The 15,985-nt window shown below is 70.4% G+C and carries 20 protein-coding genes and 1 pseudogene; 11 read left to right on the top strand and 10 right to left on the bottom strand.

Annotated features, from left to right (window positions below; translation table 11 throughout):
- Positions 1 to 13: 13 nt before the first annotated feature.
- A complete protein-coding gene (locus ACZ3I4_RS21400; RefSeq protein WP_465383725.1) occupies positions 14 to 850 on the bottom strand; it encodes a metallophosphoesterase family protein in 837 nt (278 codons plus the stop codon).
- A 157-nt stretch (positions 851 to 1,007) separates the two neighbouring features.
- On the opposite strand from ACZ3I4_RS21400, the gene ACZ3I4_RS21395 reads away from it, so the two are divergent.
- A complete protein-coding gene (locus tag ACZ3I4_RS21395) occupies positions 1,008 to 1,745 on the top strand; it encodes a GAF domain-containing protein (RefSeq protein ID WP_465383724.1) in 738 nt (245 codons plus the stop codon).
- Positions 1,746 to 1,876: 131 nt separating this feature from the next.
- Here ACZ3I4_RS21395 and ACZ3I4_RS21390 read toward each other — a convergent pair whose 3' ends face one another.
- Positions 1,877 to 3,133, bottom strand: a complete 1,257-nt coding sequence (locus ACZ3I4_RS21390) for an MFS transporter (protein ID WP_465383723.1) — start codon at positions 3,131 to 3,133, stop codon at positions 1,877 to 1,879.
- A 201-nt stretch (positions 3,134 to 3,334) separates the two neighbouring features.
- On the opposite strand from ACZ3I4_RS21390, the gene ACZ3I4_RS21385 reads away from it, so the two are divergent.
- A complete protein-coding gene (locus ACZ3I4_RS21385; RefSeq protein ID WP_465383722.1) occupies positions 3,335 to 4,564 on the top strand; it encodes a PQQ-dependent sugar dehydrogenase in 1,230 nt (409 codons plus the stop codon).
- Here the strand turns inward: ACZ3I4_RS21385 and ACZ3I4_RS21380 are convergent.
- Both ACZ3I4_RS21380 and ACZ3I4_RS21375 read right to left on the bottom strand, forming a co-directional pair.
- Complete coding sequence (locus tag ACZ3I4_RS21380; RefSeq protein WP_465383721.1) at positions 4,561 to 5,049, bottom strand: ankyrin repeat domain-containing protein; 489 nt, start codon at positions 5,047 to 5,049, stop codon at positions 4,561 to 4,563. The genes ACZ3I4_RS21385 and ACZ3I4_RS21380 overlap by 4 nt on opposite strands.
- 286 nt (positions 5,050 to 5,335) lie before the next feature.
- Complete coding sequence (locus ACZ3I4_RS21375) at positions 5,336 to 5,572, bottom strand: hypothetical protein (protein WP_465383720.1); 237 nt, start codon at positions 5,570 to 5,572, stop codon at positions 5,336 to 5,338.
- 163 nt (positions 5,573 to 5,735) lie between these two features.
- Between ACZ3I4_RS21375 and ACZ3I4_RS21370 the strand changes: the two genes are divergently transcribed.
- Positions 5,736 to 6,026, top strand: a complete 291-nt coding sequence (locus ACZ3I4_RS21370) for a hypothetical protein (RefSeq protein WP_465383719.1) — start codon at positions 5,736 to 5,738, stop codon at positions 6,024 to 6,026.
- 49 nt (positions 6,027 to 6,075) lie between these two features.
- On the opposite strand, the gene ACZ3I4_RS21365 is transcribed toward ACZ3I4_RS21370, so the two are convergent.
- Entirely contained in the window at positions 6,076 to 6,564 is a 489-nt protein-coding gene (locus ACZ3I4_RS21365) for a GtrA family protein (RefSeq protein WP_465383718.1), read from the bottom strand.
- Between the two features lie 180 nt (positions 6,565 to 6,744).
- Between ACZ3I4_RS21365 and ACZ3I4_RS21360 the strand changes: the two genes are divergently transcribed.
- Positions 6,745 to 7,344 carry a DUF4232 domain-containing protein gene (locus ACZ3I4_RS21360; protein WP_465383717.1) on the top strand — a complete coding sequence of 200 codons (600 nt, stop codon included), beginning with the start codon at positions 6,745 to 6,747 and terminating at the stop codon, positions 7,342 to 7,344.
- Positions 7,345 to 7,519: 175 nt separating this feature from the next.
- Positions 7,520 to 8,980, top strand: coding sequence for a hypothetical protein (locus tag ACZ3I4_RS21355; protein ID WP_465383716.1), 1,461 nt, complete (start codon positions 7,520 to 7,522; stop codon positions 8,978 to 8,980).
- 13 nt (positions 8,981 to 8,993) lie between these two features.
- Here the strand turns inward: ACZ3I4_RS21355 and ACZ3I4_RS21350 are convergent, their stop codons facing one another.
- Entirely contained in the window at positions 8,994 to 9,149 is a 156-nt protein-coding gene (locus ACZ3I4_RS21350) for a hypothetical protein (protein ID WP_465383715.1), read from the bottom strand.
- A 203-nt stretch (positions 9,150 to 9,352) separates the two neighbouring features.
- Positions 9,353 to 9,739 (bottom strand): hypothetical protein, encoded by a 387-nt coding sequence (locus tag ACZ3I4_RS21345; RefSeq protein ID WP_465383714.1) that lies wholly within the window; start codon positions 9,737 to 9,739, stop codon positions 9,353 to 9,355.
- A 20-nt stretch (positions 9,740 to 9,759) separates the two neighbouring features.
- Here ACZ3I4_RS21345 and ACZ3I4_RS21340 point away from each other — a divergent pair, with 20 nt between their 5' ends.
- From ACZ3I4_RS21340 to ACZ3I4_RS21320, 5 genes are all read left to right on the top strand, one after another.
- Positions 9,760 to 10,065, top strand: coding sequence for a helix-turn-helix domain-containing protein (locus tag ACZ3I4_RS21340; protein ID WP_465383713.1), 306 nt, complete (start codon positions 9,760 to 9,762; stop codon positions 10,063 to 10,065).
- Between the two features lie 94 nt (positions 10,066 to 10,159).
- Positions 10,160 to 10,387, top strand: coding sequence for a hypothetical protein (locus ACZ3I4_RS21335; RefSeq protein WP_465383712.1), 228 nt, complete (start codon positions 10,160 to 10,162; stop codon positions 10,385 to 10,387).
- Positions 10,388 to 10,489: 102 nt separating this feature from the next.
- Positions 10,490 to 12,532 carry a M91 family zinc metallopeptidase gene (locus ACZ3I4_RS21330; RefSeq protein WP_465383711.1) on the top strand — a complete coding sequence of 681 codons (2,043 nt, stop codon included), beginning with the start codon at positions 10,490 to 10,492 and terminating at the stop codon, positions 12,530 to 12,532.
- A 3-nt stretch (positions 12,533 to 12,535) separates the two neighbouring features.
- Positions 12,536 to 13,090: a putative periplasmic lipoprotein gene (locus tag ACZ3I4_RS21325; protein WP_465383710.1), complete on the top strand. Its 555-nt coding sequence runs from the start codon at positions 12,536 to 12,538 to the stop codon at positions 13,088 to 13,090.
- Positions 13,091 to 13,197: 107 nt separating this feature from the next.
- Positions 13,198 to 14,613, top strand: coding sequence for a M1 family metallopeptidase (locus tag ACZ3I4_RS21320; protein ID WP_465383709.1), 1,416 nt, complete (start codon positions 13,198 to 13,200; stop codon positions 14,611 to 14,613).
- Positions 14,614 to 14,618: 5 nt separating this feature from the next.
- Here ACZ3I4_RS21320 and ACZ3I4_RS21315 read toward each other — a convergent pair whose 3' ends face one another.
- Positions 14,619 to 14,993, bottom strand: a complete 375-nt coding sequence (locus tag ACZ3I4_RS21315) for a GNAT family N-acetyltransferase (protein ID WP_465383708.1) — start codon at positions 14,991 to 14,993, stop codon at positions 14,619 to 14,621.
- A gap of 5 nt (positions 14,994 to 14,998) precedes the next feature.
- Here ACZ3I4_RS21315 and tnpA point away from each other — a divergent pair.
- Positions 14,999 to 15,229, top strand: a pseudogene (gene tnpA / locus ACZ3I4_RS21310) (IS200/IS605 family transposase); the annotation flags it as partial.
- A 51-nt stretch (positions 15,230 to 15,280) separates the two neighbouring features.
- Here the strand turns inward: tnpA and ACZ3I4_RS21305 are convergent.
- On the bottom strand, positions 15,281 to 15,418 hold the full coding sequence (locus ACZ3I4_RS21305) for a hypothetical protein (protein WP_465383707.1): 138 nt from the start codon (positions 15,416 to 15,418) through the stop codon (positions 15,281 to 15,283).
- 34 nt (positions 15,419 to 15,452) lie between these two features.
- Positions 15,453 to 15,842, bottom strand: coding sequence for a hypothetical protein (locus ACZ3I4_RS21300; protein ID WP_465383706.1), 390 nt, complete (start codon positions 15,840 to 15,842; stop codon positions 15,453 to 15,455).
- Positions 15,843 to 15,985: the final 143 nt, after the last annotated feature.

Raw genomic sequence — 15,985 nt, 5'->3', positions numbered from 1 at the left:
GAGCTGGGCGTGCCTATGACCCCTCGGGGCCGAAGATCCGGCGCATCGGCTGCGGCGGCGTGCCGCGACGGACCCACTCCCGTGGGTAACCGAGCGACACCTCCTCGAAGCGGACGCCGTCGTAATGGGTGACCCGGGGAATGTGCAGATGGCCGTAGACCGCCACGACCGCGCGGTACCGCCGGTGCCAGTCCGCGGTCAGCTCGGTGCCGCACCACTGCGCGAACTCCGGATGACGCAGGACGTCGGTCGGCTCCCGCACCAGCGGCCAATGGCTGACCAGCACGGTCGACATGGCCGGGTCGATCGCGTCGAGCCGCTCGCGGGTGCGCGCCACCCGGTCCCGGCACCACGACTCCCGGTCGGGATACGGCGCCGGATGCAGCATCATCTCGTCGGTGCAGACCACCCCGGCCTCGTACGCCCGGCGCAGCGACTCCTCCTTGTCGAGCACCCCGGGCATCCGGAACGAGTAGTCGTACAGCAGGAACAGGGGCGCCACCGTGACCGGCCCGGCCGGCCCGGTCCAGACCGGATAGTCGTCCTCCGGGGTGAGCACGCCGTTGTCCCGGCACATCCGGACGAGCGCGTCGTAACGTTCCACGCCCCGCAGCTGCACCGGATCGCTCGGGTGGGTCCACAGCTCGTGGTTGCCCGGCGCCCAGATCACCGTGGCGAAACGGTCGCGCAGCCCGGCCAGGGTCCGCTCGACGTCGGCGAAGACCTCCCCGACGTCCCCGGCCACGATCAGCCAGTCCTCGGCCGACTCCGGGCGCAGCCCTCCGGCGATCTTCCTGTTCCTCGGATACGAGACGTGCAGATCACTGACTGCGAACAGGCTTCCCGTCATCGCATCGATCTTGTCAGAAGCCCGGTACCGGGCCGGTCAGCGGGATGACGCCTCGACGTCCGGCACTGATCCGGCGGCGCCCGCGGGGATTACCCACGCTTAGGAGCGCGCCGGCCGGGTATGCGCCCTTTTCGGTCGCCGATCACGGGATGGAGTCATGTCGACGTTGCCGCACCCGGAACGGGTCTCACCCGGACGTCAAGGCCCCCTGGCCGAAGCCATCATCGCCCTGGCCGAGACCCCGGCCGGCGCGTCCGACGTCGAGGAGCGCCTGGCCGCGATCGCCGTCCTGGCCACGGACCGGGTCGCCGCGGCCGACTATGCGTCGGTCACAACGCTGCACGGGCCCGAATACACCACCGTCGCGACCAGCAGCGACATCGCTCTCGCCGTCGACGAGGCCCAGTACGCCGACCGGGCCGGCCCCTGCCTGCAGGCCCTGGAGACCGGCGAACCGGTCGGGGTGCCCGACACCACGGCGACGATGGACTGGCCCGGTTTCCACGAGGTGGCGCCCGCTCTGGGCCTGCGGGCCTCGATCTCGGTCCCGCTGTACAACGGGCGCGGCACCACGATCGCCGTCCTGAACCTCTACGGCCGCGACGACGCGGCGATGAAGCCACTGATCGACGCGGTGGCGAAACTGTATGCCACCAGCCGTGAACTCGAGCTGGACACCAGCGTGCCCGTGTCCGACCCCGGAGCCGAGGAACTGCTCGCCGGATACGCCGGCGCCCTGGCCGTGCGCGCCACCATCAAGCTTGCCGCCGACATCCTCGCCGGCAGCACCGCCGGCCGCACCGACGACGCCTACACCGAGCTCTGCGAACGAGCCGAAAAGAACGGAACCTCGCTGAGTGTCGCGGCGGCCGCCGTCCTCAAGCAGTTCCTGTAACGGAACGCTGCGCCGCGCACAGGGCCGCATCACCTCGATCCACACCTTCAGCGGCTACGGCCGGCCCGTTCCCGCCACCAAGCCGGCGAAGTCGAAGGAGCTCGGGCCGACGGCGTACGACAAACAAGCGCTCAGGCCAGGTCGGTCAGGGCCGCGTCCGGATGCGGTGGCGTGCGGACCCGGAGCGCGATCGCGCCGGCCACCAGGCAGGCGGCGGCGCCGATCCAGAGCGCCGCGCGGGGGCCGCCCGCGGAGATGATCCAGCCGGTCAGGACACTGCCAATCGGGGTGGTGCCCACATAGACGAGCACCCAGAGAGCCATGATCCGGCCCCGGAAGGCGGCCGACGCGTGCAACTGCAGCGTGGTCGAGCACAGCGTGACGAAGCAGAACGCGGCCACCCCGGTGACCAGCAGCGCGGCCCCGGCCGTGGCGACGCCCGGCGCGAGGGCGGTCAGGGCCAGCCCGATGCCGAAGGCGGTTGCCGCGGCGGCCAGGTAGGGACGGCGGGGATGGCGGATCAGCCCGACCGCCAGCGAACCGGCCACCGAACCGATGCTGAGCATGGTGGAGAGCAGGCTGTAGGTGCCGCCACCGCCGTGCAACGTGTCGCTCGCCAGCACCGGAAGCACCACCGCGAAGTTGAACGCCAGCAGACCGACCAGGGCCATCATGGTCAGCGGCAACCAGAGTTGCTGACGGCCGCGGGCGTACCGCACGGCGTCCGACACGCCGGAGGAGCCGGCCGGGCGCCGGGCCGAACTGAGCGGGCGTACGAAAAGCAGCGCGACGATGACCGCGGCGTACGAGATCGCATTGACCGCGAAGCACGGGGTGGTCCCGGCGGTGACGATCAGCGCGCCGGCCAGTGCGGGGCCGATCACCCGGGCGCCGTTCATGACGACGCCGTTCAGGCTGACCGCGCTGGCCAGGTCGTCGGACGGGACCAGCGCGCTGACGAAGGCCTGCCGGGCCGGGGCGTCGGCGATCGAGACCACGCCCGCGACGACGTTGATCGCCATGATGGCGGGCACCGAGGCGTGTCCGGTCGCGGCCAACGCCCAGAGCAGGCCGGCCAGCACCGCGTACAGCGCCTGGGTGGCGATCAGCAGCCGTCGCAGGTCGATGCGGTCCGCGATCGCGCCGCCCCACGGCCCGAACAGCAGCGACGGGATGCCGCCGACGGCCAGCACCAGCCCGAGGGCGCTGGGCGAGTGGGTGAGTTGCAGGACCAGCCAGCCGATCGCGGTCTGCTGCAGGAACGTTCCGCTGGCCGACGCCACCTGGCCGGCGAAGTAGAGCTGGAACGGTCGCGACCGCAGCGCCCGGAAGGTCCCCCGGCGCGCCGGAACGATCTCCGGTCGCAGCGTCGAGACGTCATGATCCATGCTCGGGCACCTCGCTGATCATGGTGCCGCCCGGGTCGCCGTCGTTCATGGGCTGGTCCTTCGCTCGGAAGCTGTGCACCCATGCTGGCGGCGACGCGGCCGGACAGCGTCCGTCAAACGACTGCTTTGGTATTCACATGAGTCGATGTATGGTGGGAGCGCTCCCAGTTTGCGTCCGCCATTCTGCTCGAGGAGTCGAACATGCTGCGAGGGCGTAGTCGCACGGTCACCGCGCTGACCGGCCTGCTCGTTCTGGTCCTGCCGGCGCTGCTGTCGACCTCGGCGTCGGCGGCCGAACCCGCCGACTCGTCCCGCATCCGCCCGGCGCCCCTCACCGAGCTGACCGTGGTGTCCGAGCAGGTGGCTTCCGGTCTGCGGCGCCCCATCGCGATCACCGGTCTGCCCGACGGCCGGATGCTGATCGCGGAGAAGGACGGCACCGTCCGCGCCTACCACCCCGACACCGGCCTGACCGCCGAACCGGTGCTCGACCTGACCGCCCGGATCGACACCTCGGACAACGAGCGCGGCCTGCTCGGCATCACGCCGGCGCCGAACTTCGCGCGTACCGGCATGCTGTACGTCGCCTACACGAGCCTGCCGGCCGGCGCGCTGACCCTGGCGCGACTGCCCATCAACGCCCCCGAGCGGCTGCAGGTGCTGCTCACCCAGGAACACGCCGAGTACGGCAACCACAACGGCGGGCAGGTGGCGTTCGGCCGCGACGGCTACCTCTACTGGTCCACCGGCGACGGCGGGCACGCGAACGACCCGTACAAGTCCGGTCAAGATCTTGGCACTCTGCTCGGCAAGATCGTCCGGATCGACGTGAACCGGGCCTGCGGCACCAAGCTCTACTGCGTGCCCGCCGGCAACCCGTTCGTGCGTACGCCCGGCGCCCGGCCGGAAATCTGGCTCTACGGACTGCGCAACCCGTGGCGGTTCTCCGTCGACCCGGTCGACAACTCGCTGTGGATCGGCGACGTCGGCCAGGGGCTGGTCGAGGAGATCAACCACATCCGTCCCTGGCAGGGCGGCTCGAACCTCGGCTGGTCGTGCAAGGAGGGCACCCCGGTGTTCGACCCGGACCAGTGCAAGCCGGGCGTACGTTACGTCGACCCGGTCTTCGAATACGAGCACTACCTCACCGAGAACTGCTCGGTGACCGGCGGCGTGGTCTACCGAGGGTCCCGGACCCCCGAGGCATGGGGCACCTACATCGCGAGCGACTACTGCTCAACCCTTGCTTTCGCCGTACGCCCCAAGCCCGCGGGCGGCTACGAGTCCGCCACGATCGGCAACTTCCCCACCCAGCCGACCGCGTTCGGCACCGACGTGCAAGGCGAGCTGTACGTGCTCAGCGACCTCCCGGGAGGGCTGAGCAAGGTCCGGTTCGAGCACGTTCCGCCGGCCTCGGGCGGAGGCGTCTAATCGGGCCGGCTCGTCAGCGCGTCGGCGGCCCGGTTCAGCACCGCTGACCGGTGCCGTTCCGGCTCGGAGCCGGCCCCCGACCGCGTGCCCGCCAGAGCCGCCCTCTCGCGAAGCCGGCGGATCAGCCATTCCGGCCGGTCGGCCTCCGGCGGCAGGGCACGCGCCAGCAGATCCACCACCGCCACGTCCCGATTGCTGACCGCGGCCGCCACCGCCGACGCGTCGACCGACGCGCCCCGGCGCAGCAGCTCCCCGGCCAGCTCGAGGCCGACGGCGTGCGCCCCGGCCCGCAAGGTGTTGCCGACCGGCACCTGCCGTTCCAGCAGCCACGTCGCAACGGCGAGTCCTTGTCCGGCCAGAGCAATGTCGATGGGGGTCAGACCGCCGCGGACGGGCTCCGCCGGATCGCACCCGTGGGCCACCAGCTCCTGCACCAGGCCGAGGTCGTCGCCGGCGACGGCACGTGTCCCAAGCCATCGGGACACCTCAGAATCTGCCCGTCATCAGCGTCCGCACCAAAATCGCTTTCGCTCTGGGCGACCGGCTTCGCCTCGCCCGGGACCTCCCACCCACACCCTTACAACCGGGCACTGACGGATGTGGTGGCCGGATGCGAGCCGGCCCGGGCACGCATCCGGCCGGCGGGCCGCCCCAGCCCCACGCCGCGACGAGCCCGATGGCGCCGGTGCGCGGCCGCAACGCTCGCGGACCGGACTGCGGAGCCGTCCCTTATGACGCCGCCCGACCCGTGTTTGTGCACCGTCGGCCAGATCAATAATCGGCACTGGTCTGGTCGTGCGCCTGCAACACGCGACGCATCTCGCGGGCGGCGGCCTCGAGCTGATCGGTGGATGCGTCCAAACGCACAGTGACGTCGACGGGTTGTCCGGCCGCTTCCAGCCGCGCCTTGAGCACGTGCATCAGGGCCGCCTGTAAGTCCGCGAGAACGATCGACGTTCTTGCGCAAACCTCCACGACCGTCGTGGGCTGCTGCGGAGTTGCCGCCACAGCCCCTACGGTAGGCCTCGACTTCCTCGCGATCCGACCATTACCTATCTCGAGTCAAATTCACCGAACGACATCGCGTACGGGTGATCGCACGGAGAGTAGGGGTGATATTCCGACGCCTCGCAGGGCGCCAACCTCGTTTCCGGGCTTCACCGGCTACCAGGTGTTCGACACCGCCAAGGATCTGGTCAACGCGGGCATCACGCCGAAGCAGTACGAGGCCCAGAAGGTGGGCATGCCGGAGGCGCAGGTCCGTGCGGCCCTGCCGGAGCCGCTGACCGAGCTGCCCGACGACGACCTCTACGCCGGCGACCCGACCCAGAAGGACATGCCGGCCGGCGCTTCGTGCGTCTACTACACGCTCGCCCTGGACGAGCCGAGCGGCCCGGACCTGTACCGGTTGTGCTTCGTCAAGGGGGCCCTCGCACACAAGACCGGCCTGATGCTCCCGTAGTGACCCCGGCGACGCGGCCCCGGAGGTCCCGTTCGGCCGGATCAAGCAGTCAGGCATCGGCACGGGGCGCGGCGAACACCCACACTCGCAACAGGACGAACCTGGTCAGGCCGACCGTCGCGTTGACCGCGGTGATCAGGAGCACGCGCGACCACCAGCCGTCGCCGAGGGCGTCGCCCAGGAGCGCCAGGGCGAGGCTGGTCGCGGCCAGCGCCGCGGCGGACAGCCCGCCACCCTCCCACTGCGCGGCATGCCAGGAGACGCGGCTGCCCGCCCGGAACGTGAGCCGGCGGTGCATCTCGTTGGCCAGCATCGACGACAACGCCACGCCCGCGAGGTTGGCGATCTGATCGCCCAGACCGAGCAGCAGGAAGAAGACGCCGAACTGGACGAGCGACGTGGCGCCGCCGGTCGCGGCGAATCGCACGAGCTGCGCCGGCACCGTGTCGGCGAGCAGCCACGACACCCGGGACGGTCGGCTGGCACGCCGGGGCGCCAGCGGGCCCGTTCCGATGAAGACCGCAGTGCCGACACTCATGAAATCCACCTCCCATACCAAAGCTAACGACTGTTAGCTAACAGTCGTTAGCTTGACGGTGACAGGATTGTCTGTCAAGTGGTGGAGTGAGCACCAGCGTGCGTTCATGGTGATCGCGCCGGCGACGAAGCGATCTACCTCATCGCCTGAGCACGATCATGCCGTTGGCGGGGGTACGGCATGATCGTCGGCGTGGTCATGCGGCGCTGGTTGGTCCCTTTGGTGATTCTGGTTCCGCTGATGGCCTCGTGCGCGCATCCGTGGCGGGCCGCCGGCGGGCTCACGCCATCGGCTGCGCCCAGCATCGCGGCCTCTCCGGTCCCGGTTCCCGTCTCGGCCGGTCCCACTGCTCCGATGGCGATCGAGTCGCCCTCGGCCTGCTCGGTGCTCGGCGTGCTGATCACGGCCGATCGCGGGGCGGCCGCCATGGGCTACCGGGAAATGTCGCTGACCATGCGGAACTGCGGCACCGAGCCGTACGAGGTGAGGGGCCGGCCGGACATCGTCGTGCTCGACGGAGACGGTCGCCCGCTGAAGGTCGCCGTCGTGACCAGCCGGCGCTACACCGCGGCGCCACGGCGTCTTGCGCTCAAGCCCGGCCAGTCGGCGCGGGCGGTGCTGTCGTGGCGTAACACCGTCACCAACATAAGCGGCGGGGCGGATACCGGGATATCGCTGGTGGTGGCCGATTCGGCGGGTGGGACGGGCCAGCTCGTCGCCCTGCAGGAACCTCTGGATCTCGGCAACACCGGACGACTCGAGACCAGCGCCTGGTTCTGAACAGGACCGGGTCGGCCAGAGTGACACCCAGCGCGGCGGCGTGGGCAACTATTGCCTATGCCTGGAGCCTTGCCCGATAGTCAGATGATCTCTATATTGGGGCGATGCCTGACCCCATGCGCGAACCGACGTTCGGCCTCGGCCCGGCGGACGCGCGCACGGCGCGGTGAGCGCGGTGGCCACCGACCCGCGGCTCCGTCGCGCGTACCGCCGCCTGCTCTGGGCCTATCCACCCGGACCGCGCCGGGAGGAACTGCTCGACACCTTGATCGAGAGCGCGTCGCCCGGACGGCGGCGGCCGCTTCCGCGCGAGATCGTCAACCTGATCCGGCACGGCGCCCGGGCCCGGCTCGGACGCCCCGGCAGCCGAAGCGTCGTCGCCCTGGCGTTGTTCATCGCGCTGGCCGGTGGGTTTCTCGGCGCCGGCGCCACGAACCGGCTCGGCTGGCACGCGGCCGAACCGCTGCCGGTCGGAGCCGAAGCCGCCGAGATCACCAGAACCGTTTTTCCCGGGCTGACGGTGTGGGGCGGCGGCCCGGCGGCCGGCATCGTGAGCCAGAGCGACGGCGAGGGCATCGAGTACGGGTACGCCGTCTCATGGGTGAAACACACCCCGGCCACCCGGGATGTCGCCGCGTACACGACGGGGGTCCGGGCCCGGCTCGAAGCGGCCGGCTGGACCGTGACGAGTGTCGACCCGCCACTGGACCAGAGCGACTGGGTCAACCCGAACCCCGGCAATCGGGTGGAGAGCTTCACCGCGACCCGCGGCGATCTGGGGTTGCGCTTCAACGACTACTACTGGCCCGGCAACCCGGAGTACGACGGCGACGGCAACGCCACCTACTACCTCTGGCAGGAGCCACCGTCCTGGCTCAACACCGTGACCTGGAGCGGTTTCCTGCCCGCCGCTTTCCTCGCCTGGCTACTGACCGGGTGGGCCAGCCGCAGCCTGGAACGCAGCCCGTTGCTGAGCAAGCCCGCCGCGGCCGCCGCCTGGCTCGCCGTCCTCTGTGTCGTCCCCGCGGCTCTGCTGACGCTGCCCGGCGACGGGCGGGCCGACGAGACCGCCGCACCGACCTGGCAGGGGCTCTCCTTCGTCCTGGCCTGGCCGGCGAAGGCGTTCGGCGTCCTGGCCGCGTTCGTCCTGCTCGCCGCGGCGGCGCGGTGGTTCCGGCCCGCGGCGGCCTGGTCGGCCGCGATGAGACGCCGGCCTTCCGCTGTCCTCGCCGCAGTTCTGGTGATCGGGCTCGGAGGCTATGTGGTTGTCACCCGCCATCTATTGCCGGGCTCGTGCACGCCGTCGGTGCCGGCCGGTGTCGTCGACCCGCCGGGCGCGCGGCTGAGCTACCAGGCACGGGTCTTCATCAGCGCCCGGGCGACCGACGACCAGCGCAACCTGGCTCAGGCCGCGGCCTGGCGCGGCATGGGCGGTGGCCAGACCTTCGCCGGCGACCCGGGAGCGGCCGATTTCCGCGCCCCGTACTGCCGCCGCGGCCGGCTCGACGCGGAGACGGCCGAGGCACTGCCCCGCTTCTGGAACATCGACCTGGCCAGCCCGGGCCTGTTCGACGGGCTGGCGGCCGAGATGATGGCCATGCCCGGCATCGTGGCCGTGGAACACGTCGCCCCCTGACGGCGCCGGGGGTTCAGCCGGTCGCCGAGACGGAGGCCGGACTCAGGTACTTGTCCCAGGACCACACCGCGGCGGACGCGACACCGGCCAGTGTCAGCAGCAGGAGCAGGCCGAACACGACGGGCCAGGCCCACGCGATGGTTTCCCGGTCGTTGGCGGCGATCGACATGTTCTCTCCCGAAGACGTCGTTGCGGTGATGCCCCCGATTCTTCGGCCCGGCGGACCCCGCCCACATCGGCCCGGAGCCGGATCCCGGCGGGACTCGGCCTATGACCTTGGTTGTAGGCCGGCGCGATCCGCGCCGAGCACCACGACGCTCGCGCCTCCGGTCGACGACCGCCTGTTCCTCGACGAGATCGGCGGAGTTGCCGTCAGAACACCGGCTCGTTCATGGCCGCGCCGTCGACGAACCCGTCGGGGAGTTCCGAGCGCGGGGCCTCGTCGCTCATCGAGAGCAGGACCTGAGCTCCGTACCGGTCGTTGTCCCGGAGAACGAGGGAGTCCGCCGCGGCAGCCGGCCAGATCTCGAGGCGATAGGTTTCGGCGAGTGGCGTGGTGCCGTCGACGTCGGTGTCGCGGCCGACCGCGTAGGCCCTGATCCGATAGGCCCCTCGCCCGGCGGCGCTCAGCAGGGGGCCTTCGGGATCGGTGTCGTACGACCGCAGTCGCAGTTTTCCTCGCTTGGTGGTCACGCTGACCTCGGCGATGCTTTCCCAATCGAGACTGGTATCCAGCGGTGCAGCCGCTGTAAGGGTCACCGTGTGGACGGTGATCCGAGGTGCGCCGGGTCGAGGAGCACATGCGGGCCCGGATCGCCGATGACGTGACCGTCGACGAGCTGGCCCGGGTGGCCAACATCAGCAAGTACCACTTCATTCGCGCCTTCGCGGCTACCACCGGGCTCACCCCGTACAAGTACCTGCGCCGGTTGAGAATGCGGATCGCGGGCGAGAAACTGCGGAACACCACGTACGGCGTTGCCCGCGTCGCGGCGATGAGCGGGTACCGCAGCACGGGGCAATTCACTGCTGCGTTCCGTACGGAAATGGGCCTTTCGCCGGTCGAGTTCCGCAATTCACGGTGATCAACGCGCAACAAACCGCGCCACCGCCCCGTGCCTCCCGGGTACGTCCTCACCGTCACCGGCGCATTGATGCTCGTTGGTAACGTCGGCGGGTATGGGGGACGAGGTCCGGGCCGATCCGCAAGCGCTGGTGCAGCTGGCCAAGGCGACTCTGGGCGGCTCCGACGGCCTGTCCGCCGCGTGGTCGGCCGCCCAGGGCGCCGTGACGCCGGCCGGAGCCGCGTTCGGCAACTCGCTCGGGGCCGGTCAGTGCGCGGTCGCCGCGGCCGAGGCCGCGGCGGCGATGGATGACACGTGGCGGCAGGTCGTCGGGGGTGTATGAAGGTGACGTGGACCGGCTCTATCGGGTGGCGTTCGCCTATCAGCAGGCCGACCGTGAGGCCGCCGAGCGTCAGCGCCGGGCGTCCGGCGGGCCGAGGGCGATATGACGCAGCCCGACCCGTTCACGATGGACAACATCTGGGACCTCGACGCCGAGCCCCAGGCGCTGCATCAGGCCGCCCGGCAGTGGTCAACCTTCGTCACCGCGGCCGGTGGGCATCGCGACGCGGTCGACAAGGCCGCGGCCCCGCTGGTCGGCGACGCCTGGAGCGGGGACGCCGCCGACACCTACCACGATCATCTGAACAAGCTCAGCGGGACCGTCACCGACCTGGTGGACAACGCGACCACGTGCGCGACGAACCTGGCCGCGGCCGGTGACGCGCTGATCGAGGCTCAGCACGCGCTCAACGACAGTCTGGGCCGGGTCGGGGTGCCGACCGGGCAGAGCGGGTCCAGCATCACCTTTCAGTACCGCACCGCCGACGACGTCGCCCGGGTCAACACCGCGATCGCCGAGGCCGGTGACATCCGCGCCGGCCTGGACGCGGAACTGCGCCGCTACACGACCGCCATCGACAGCGCGGGCACCGACGTACGTTCCCTGGTCTCGGCGTGGCGGGACGTGGCCGAAGGCAACACCGACGGCTGGAGTCTGCCGGCCGAGGCCCGGTCCACCTCGTGGATCTACGACGGCGAGTCGGTCGTGCTCAACACCGGCCCGGGCAACGATGCCGTCACCGTGTCGGTCGACCCGCGCACCGGCGAGCAGATCGTCACGGTCAACGGCGAAACCGTGACGTTCCCGCCCGGCTACACCGTGACCATCCGGGCCGGCGAGGGCAACGACACCGTCGATGTGGCCCCGGGCACCCGGGTGAACCTGACCCTGCTCGGCGGCGAGGGCGACGACACGCTGCGCGGTGGCGACGGCACCGACCGGATCCTCGGCCTCGACGGCCGCGACACCCTCGAGGGCCGCGGCGGCGAGGATCTGATCACCGCGGGCGCGTCCCGCGGGCAACTGCCCGGCGAGGACCAGAGGCAGCCGATCGTCGAGCAGGTCGACGGCGGCGCGGGCAACGACCGCCTGTACGGGGGCCTCGGCAACAACCGGATCATCGGAGGCACCGGCAACGACCTCGTCGAAGGCGGCGCGGGCCAGGACACCCTCGACGGCGGTGAGGGCAACGACACCGTCCGCGGCGGGTCCGGCACCGACAACATCTTCGGCCGGGGCGGCGCCGACACCCTCGACGGTGGGGAAGGCCGCGACTACGTCGACGGGGGCGCGGGCGACGACAAGCTCACCGGCGGGCTCGGCGACGACACCCTGTACGGGCTGTCCGGCCGCGACTCCCTCGAGGGGGGCTCGGGCCGCGACTACCTGGAGGGCGGCACCGGCGACGACCCTCTGCAGGGCGGGGCCGGCAACGACATGCTCTCCGGTGGCCGCGACAACGACGTCCTCGGCGGCGGCACCGGCGACGACGTCATCTACACCGGCGCCGGCCGCGACGCGGTCGACGGCGGTAACGGCAACGACACCGCCTATCTGCAGACCGGCGAGGACCACAGCAGCGGCGCCGAGAAGGCGATCAACATCCAGATCTCCGACCAGGCGCAGTACATCAAGATCACTGGGTCGCCGGAGTTCGTCGAACGCGTCCAGGCGGACCTCGACATGCTGCGCTCCTCCCCCAACGGCCAGCAGATGCTCGGCTCGCTGCAACAGGCCCACGACGACAGCGGCAACTGGTTCTACGACGGCAACGGCCTGACCATCAAGGAACTGGCCGACGAGAACGGCAAGGCGACCTCGGAGTCCGGCTGGTTCGGCAAGGAGTCCTACGAGTTCGCCTACAACCCGTCGTTCGACACCCTGCACGACGGGCCGCCGGTCACGATTCTCTACCACGAGCTGGCCCACGTGTACGACTACTCCCACGACACCCTCGCCGACGGCGACTACACCGGATCGGACAATCCCGGAGTGCCCAACCGCGAACGCGCCGCCGCCGGCCTGCCCATCGACCACGACGACAACCCCGGCACCCCGGACCGGATCGACCCCGAGCACCCGTACGAGCTGACCGAAAACGGCCTGCGCGAAGAACTCGGCGCACCGCACCGGCCGAGGTACTGACCCATGCGCCGAACTATCGCCGGCCTGACCGCCCTCGCTCTCGTGCTGGCCGGGTGCAGCAGCAACGACGAGCCGTCCACGCCGAAAGCGAACCTGAAGGCCACGCTGACCCGCACCGGCACTCAACTGTCGTGGCAATGGACCCTGACCAACGACGACAGCAACCCGATCGTCATCCTCGACGGCCCGGTCACCGGCACCACCGACCTGCCGCAGCTGTGGATCACCCCCGGCGACGACGACACGGTGCAGGTGGCCTACCGCTTCCTCGCCCCACCCGACGGCGTCGATGTCGCCCAGCCGGTCACGCAGACCGGCCACACCATCGCCGCCGGCTCCTCGGCGTCGGGCACCGCCCAGGTCATCCTGCCGCTCGCCGTACGCCACCCCTACGCCGGCGCCTTCGACCCACCGCTGGCGCTGCCGGGCGACAATCCGGAGATCCGGTTCTGCGTCGGCGTGGTCAGCGGCAGCGATGTCACCCCGCAACCCAGCGGGGCGTACGCCCACCTGAGTTCGGCGGTCGACAAGCAACGCGTCATCTGCGCCCCACAGTGAGCCGGGCGGGTTAACCGCACCTTCGCCGCGCGGTTACCTCGGTCGTGCCCGTCCGTCCCGCTTGCCAGCATCAACTCGACGACATTCGTCCGTTGAGGAGAATCGCGATGCGACGCAAATTTATCTGCGCGGTGCTGATCGCCGGCTTGGTCATCACACCCGGCGGTCCGGCGGCTGCGGCGCCGGCACGTGACTACCGGCCGGGTTCCGCGGGGCTGGGCGACGCCTGGTATCCGCTGGAGGGCAACGGCGGCTACGACGTTTCCCACTACGACCTCGGCCTCTCGTACGATCCGGGCAGCGGCCGCCTCGACGGCACCGCCCGGATCAGCGCCGTCGCCACCCAGAACCTGTCCCGTTTCGACCTCGACCTGCAACAGCTCACGGTCACCGCGGTGTCGGTCAACGGACGCCCGGCCCTGTTCCGGCGCGACGGGCAGGAACTCGTGATCACTCCCCGTCGAGGGCTCCCGGCCCGGTCCCGGTTCGTGGTGCAGGTGACCTATGGCGGTGTGCCGCAGCCGCTGGGCGGGCCGACGCCGTACGGCTTCGTCCGCACCGCCGACGGTATGGTCACCCTGAGCGTGCAGGACGGCGCCTCCACCTGGTTCCCCGGCAACGATCACCCGTCGGACAAGGCGACGTTCCGCTTCACGGTCACCGTGCCGCGCGGGCTGGACGTGGTGGCCAACGGGCGCCCGGTGTCGACGCGTACCGACGGGGCACGAACCACCCACGTTTGGGCCGAGAGCGCGCCGATGGCGACCTACCTGGCCACCGTCGATGTCGGGCGCTGGCGGGTCCGGCAGGGCAAGACCCCGGGTGGGATACCGGAATATGTGGCGGTGGACCCCGCTCTGGGCACGGGCGCCGCCGACCCGATGCCACAATTCTGGGACCGTACGGCCGAGGTGGCCGACCTGTGGTCGCAGGTCTTCGGCCCGTACCCGTTCGATTCGACCGGGGCGATCGTGGTGCTGGCCCGGCACGACGGCGTTCAGGTCCCGTTCTCCGCGGAGACCCAGACCCGGCCGGTCTACTCGGCGGCCGACAGTGATCAGATCATCGCGCACGAGCTGGCCCACCAGTGGTTCGGCGACAGCGTCGGCATCACCCGCTGGAACGAGGTGTGGCTGAGCGAGGGCTTCGCCGTCTTCGCCACCTGGTACTTCGACGAGCTGCGCGGCGGCGCCACCGTCCACGACCAGGCCCGCCAGGTGTACCGGGACCACCCGGACGGCGACGCTTTCTGGGCCATCCCGCTCACCGGCCCGGCGCAGCCCACCGACGCGGCCGGCGAGCGGATCTACTTCGGCGGCGCCATGGTGTTGCAGATGCTGCGCGAGGAGCTGGGCGACGCGACGTTCTTCGCGGTGCTTCGAGCGTGGACGCGCGACCACCGCCACGGCACGGCCACCACCGCCCAGTTCATCGACACCGCGACCCGCGTCTCCGGGCGGGAACTCGGCCGCTTCTTTCACACCTGGATGTATTCGACGTCGCGGCCTGCCTTGGCGCCGTAGGGCCTTCAGAAGACGTGGCCGAGCAGGTCGATCTCGCCGCTCGGCCAGACCGACCCGTTCAGCGGCCGGACCATCATCGCGTGCGGCGTCACAGCCTGGCCCAGGCCGATCGTGTGATGGTCGTTGATCTTCACCCAGGTCAGGGGGTTGTCCACCCGCACAAAACCGTGGCGGCGATAGAGGCCGTCCTCGTCGGCGAACAGGATGACGAAGTCCATCCCGCAGGCGGTCGCGTAGGCCGTGACCTCATCCAGCAACCGGCCCGCCAGTCCCTGCCCACGACGGTCCTCGCGAACACAGAGGTCAACCACCCCGAACGTACGCAGCACCCGCTCGCCGACCCGAATCACCCGAAGCTCGACCCCGACCTGCGCGGGCACCGCCGAACCACGTCCACCTGCTCGTCAACTTCCCGCCCAAAGTCGCCCTCGCGAAGCTGGTCAACAGCCTCAAAGGCGTGTCGTCGCGGCGGATGCGGCAAGAGTTCCCCGACCTCGTGCAGCACTACTACCGGGCCAACAAGCTGTGGTCCGGTTCGTACTTCGCAGGCTCCGCCGGCGGGGCACCGCCGAGTGTGGTGCGCCAGTACATCGAGCAGCAGAACCACCCGGCTTAAGGCACTGCCCGGGCCTTGGCGGCCCTCCCAACGCGGGCCTTCACCCCCGGCCTAAAGGCCGGAGCACTGGCCCGCATTCCGGTAGCTGCGCTCCGGATAGCCGGGGAAACACTCCCCGAGCAGGCCCTGCAGAGACACGTGCAGTTGCGGGCCGACCTCGGCCTCGGGCAGCCGCTTCAGATCTGTCACGCGTCGACCCTATCGAAGCGGGCCGGACCGCGAATCAGTCGCGGCTCTCCGCGTCGTCACCGGACCACCGTGTGAGTTGCCCGTCGATCTCCTGCTGATCGAGCTCACGTTCCCGGGCGTCGAGCTGCATCTCTCTCTGCTGATGGAGATGGTCCCGCTCGGCGGCGAGGGCGTCGCGTTGGTCCCGGACATCGTCCTGAAGGTCAGCCGCCGTTTCGCGCTTACTCAGCAGGTCATCGCGTTGGTCGACGGCCGTTCTGCGCTCGTTCAGCAGGTCCTCGCGATGATCCTGCTCATCGTCGCGCCGGTCGCGAGCACCTTTTTCGTCGCTGCGCAGCGACGTGAGCTCATCCATCATCTCGGCCGACGCGGCCATCTCAGCATCCATCTCGCGCTGTTGCCGGTCTCGCTCGGAAGATGCCACGTCCTGCATTGTCCCACCGACCTGCTCCCCCGCCGATCCCAATACGGTCTCGCGTCACCTTGCTTTCGTGCCGGCGCAATATGGGTCTAATACGCAAACGGTTGCTTGTCCTCCGCTCGCAGTGGCGGCGGGCGCGGGTGCGA

The sequence above is a fragment of the Actinoplanes sp. NPDC021490 genome (assembly GCF_055562135.1).
The sequence above is the reverse complement of the archived record's forward strand: the minus strand, read 5'-3'. Positions and strand labels throughout refer to the sequence as shown.

Bases quoted from the DNA above. Each gene is read 5' to 3' on its own strand.
- ACZ3I4_RS21335 (WP_465383712.1), top strand. From the start codon at position 10,160: ATGGGGGACGAGGTCCGGGCCGATCCGCAAGCGCTGGTGCAGCTGGCC.
- ACZ3I4_RS21400 (WP_465383725.1), bottom strand. From the start codon at position 850: ATGACGGGAAGCCTGTTCGCAGTCAGTGATCTGCACGTCTCGTATCCG.
- ACZ3I4_RS21365 (WP_465383718.1), bottom strand. From the start codon at position 6,564: ATGAGTGTCGGCACTGCGGTCTTCATCGGAACGGGCCCGCTGGCGCCC.
- ACZ3I4_RS21385 (WP_465383722.1), top strand. From the start codon at position 3,335: ATGCTGCGAGGGCGTAGTCGCACGGTCACCGCGCTGACCGGCCTGCTC.
- ACZ3I4_RS21350 (WP_465383715.1), bottom strand. From the start codon at position 9,149: ATGTCGATCGCCGCCAACGACCGGGAAACCATCGCGTGGGCCTGGCCC.
- ACZ3I4_RS21390 (WP_465383723.1), bottom strand. From the start codon at position 3,133: ATGGATCATGACGTCTCGACGCTGCGACCGGAGATCGTTCCGGCGCGC.
- ACZ3I4_RS21325 (WP_465383710.1), top strand. From the start codon at position 12,536: ATGCGCCGAACTATCGCCGGCCTGACCGCCCTCGCTCTCGTGCTGGCC.
- ACZ3I4_RS21330 (WP_465383711.1), top strand. From the start codon at position 10,490: ATGACGCAGCCCGACCCGTTCACGATGGACAACATCTGGGACCTCGAC.
- ACZ3I4_RS21395 (WP_465383724.1), top strand. From the start codon at position 1,008: ATGTCGACGTTGCCGCACCCGGAACGGGTCTCACCCGGACGTCAAGGC.
- ACZ3I4_RS21360 (WP_465383717.1), top strand. From the start codon at position 6,745: ATGATCGTCGGCGTGGTCATGCGGCGCTGGTTGGTCCCTTTGGTGATT.
- ACZ3I4_RS21320 (WP_465383709.1), top strand. From the start codon at position 13,198: ATGCGACGCAAATTTATCTGCGCGGTGCTGATCGCCGGCTTGGTCATC.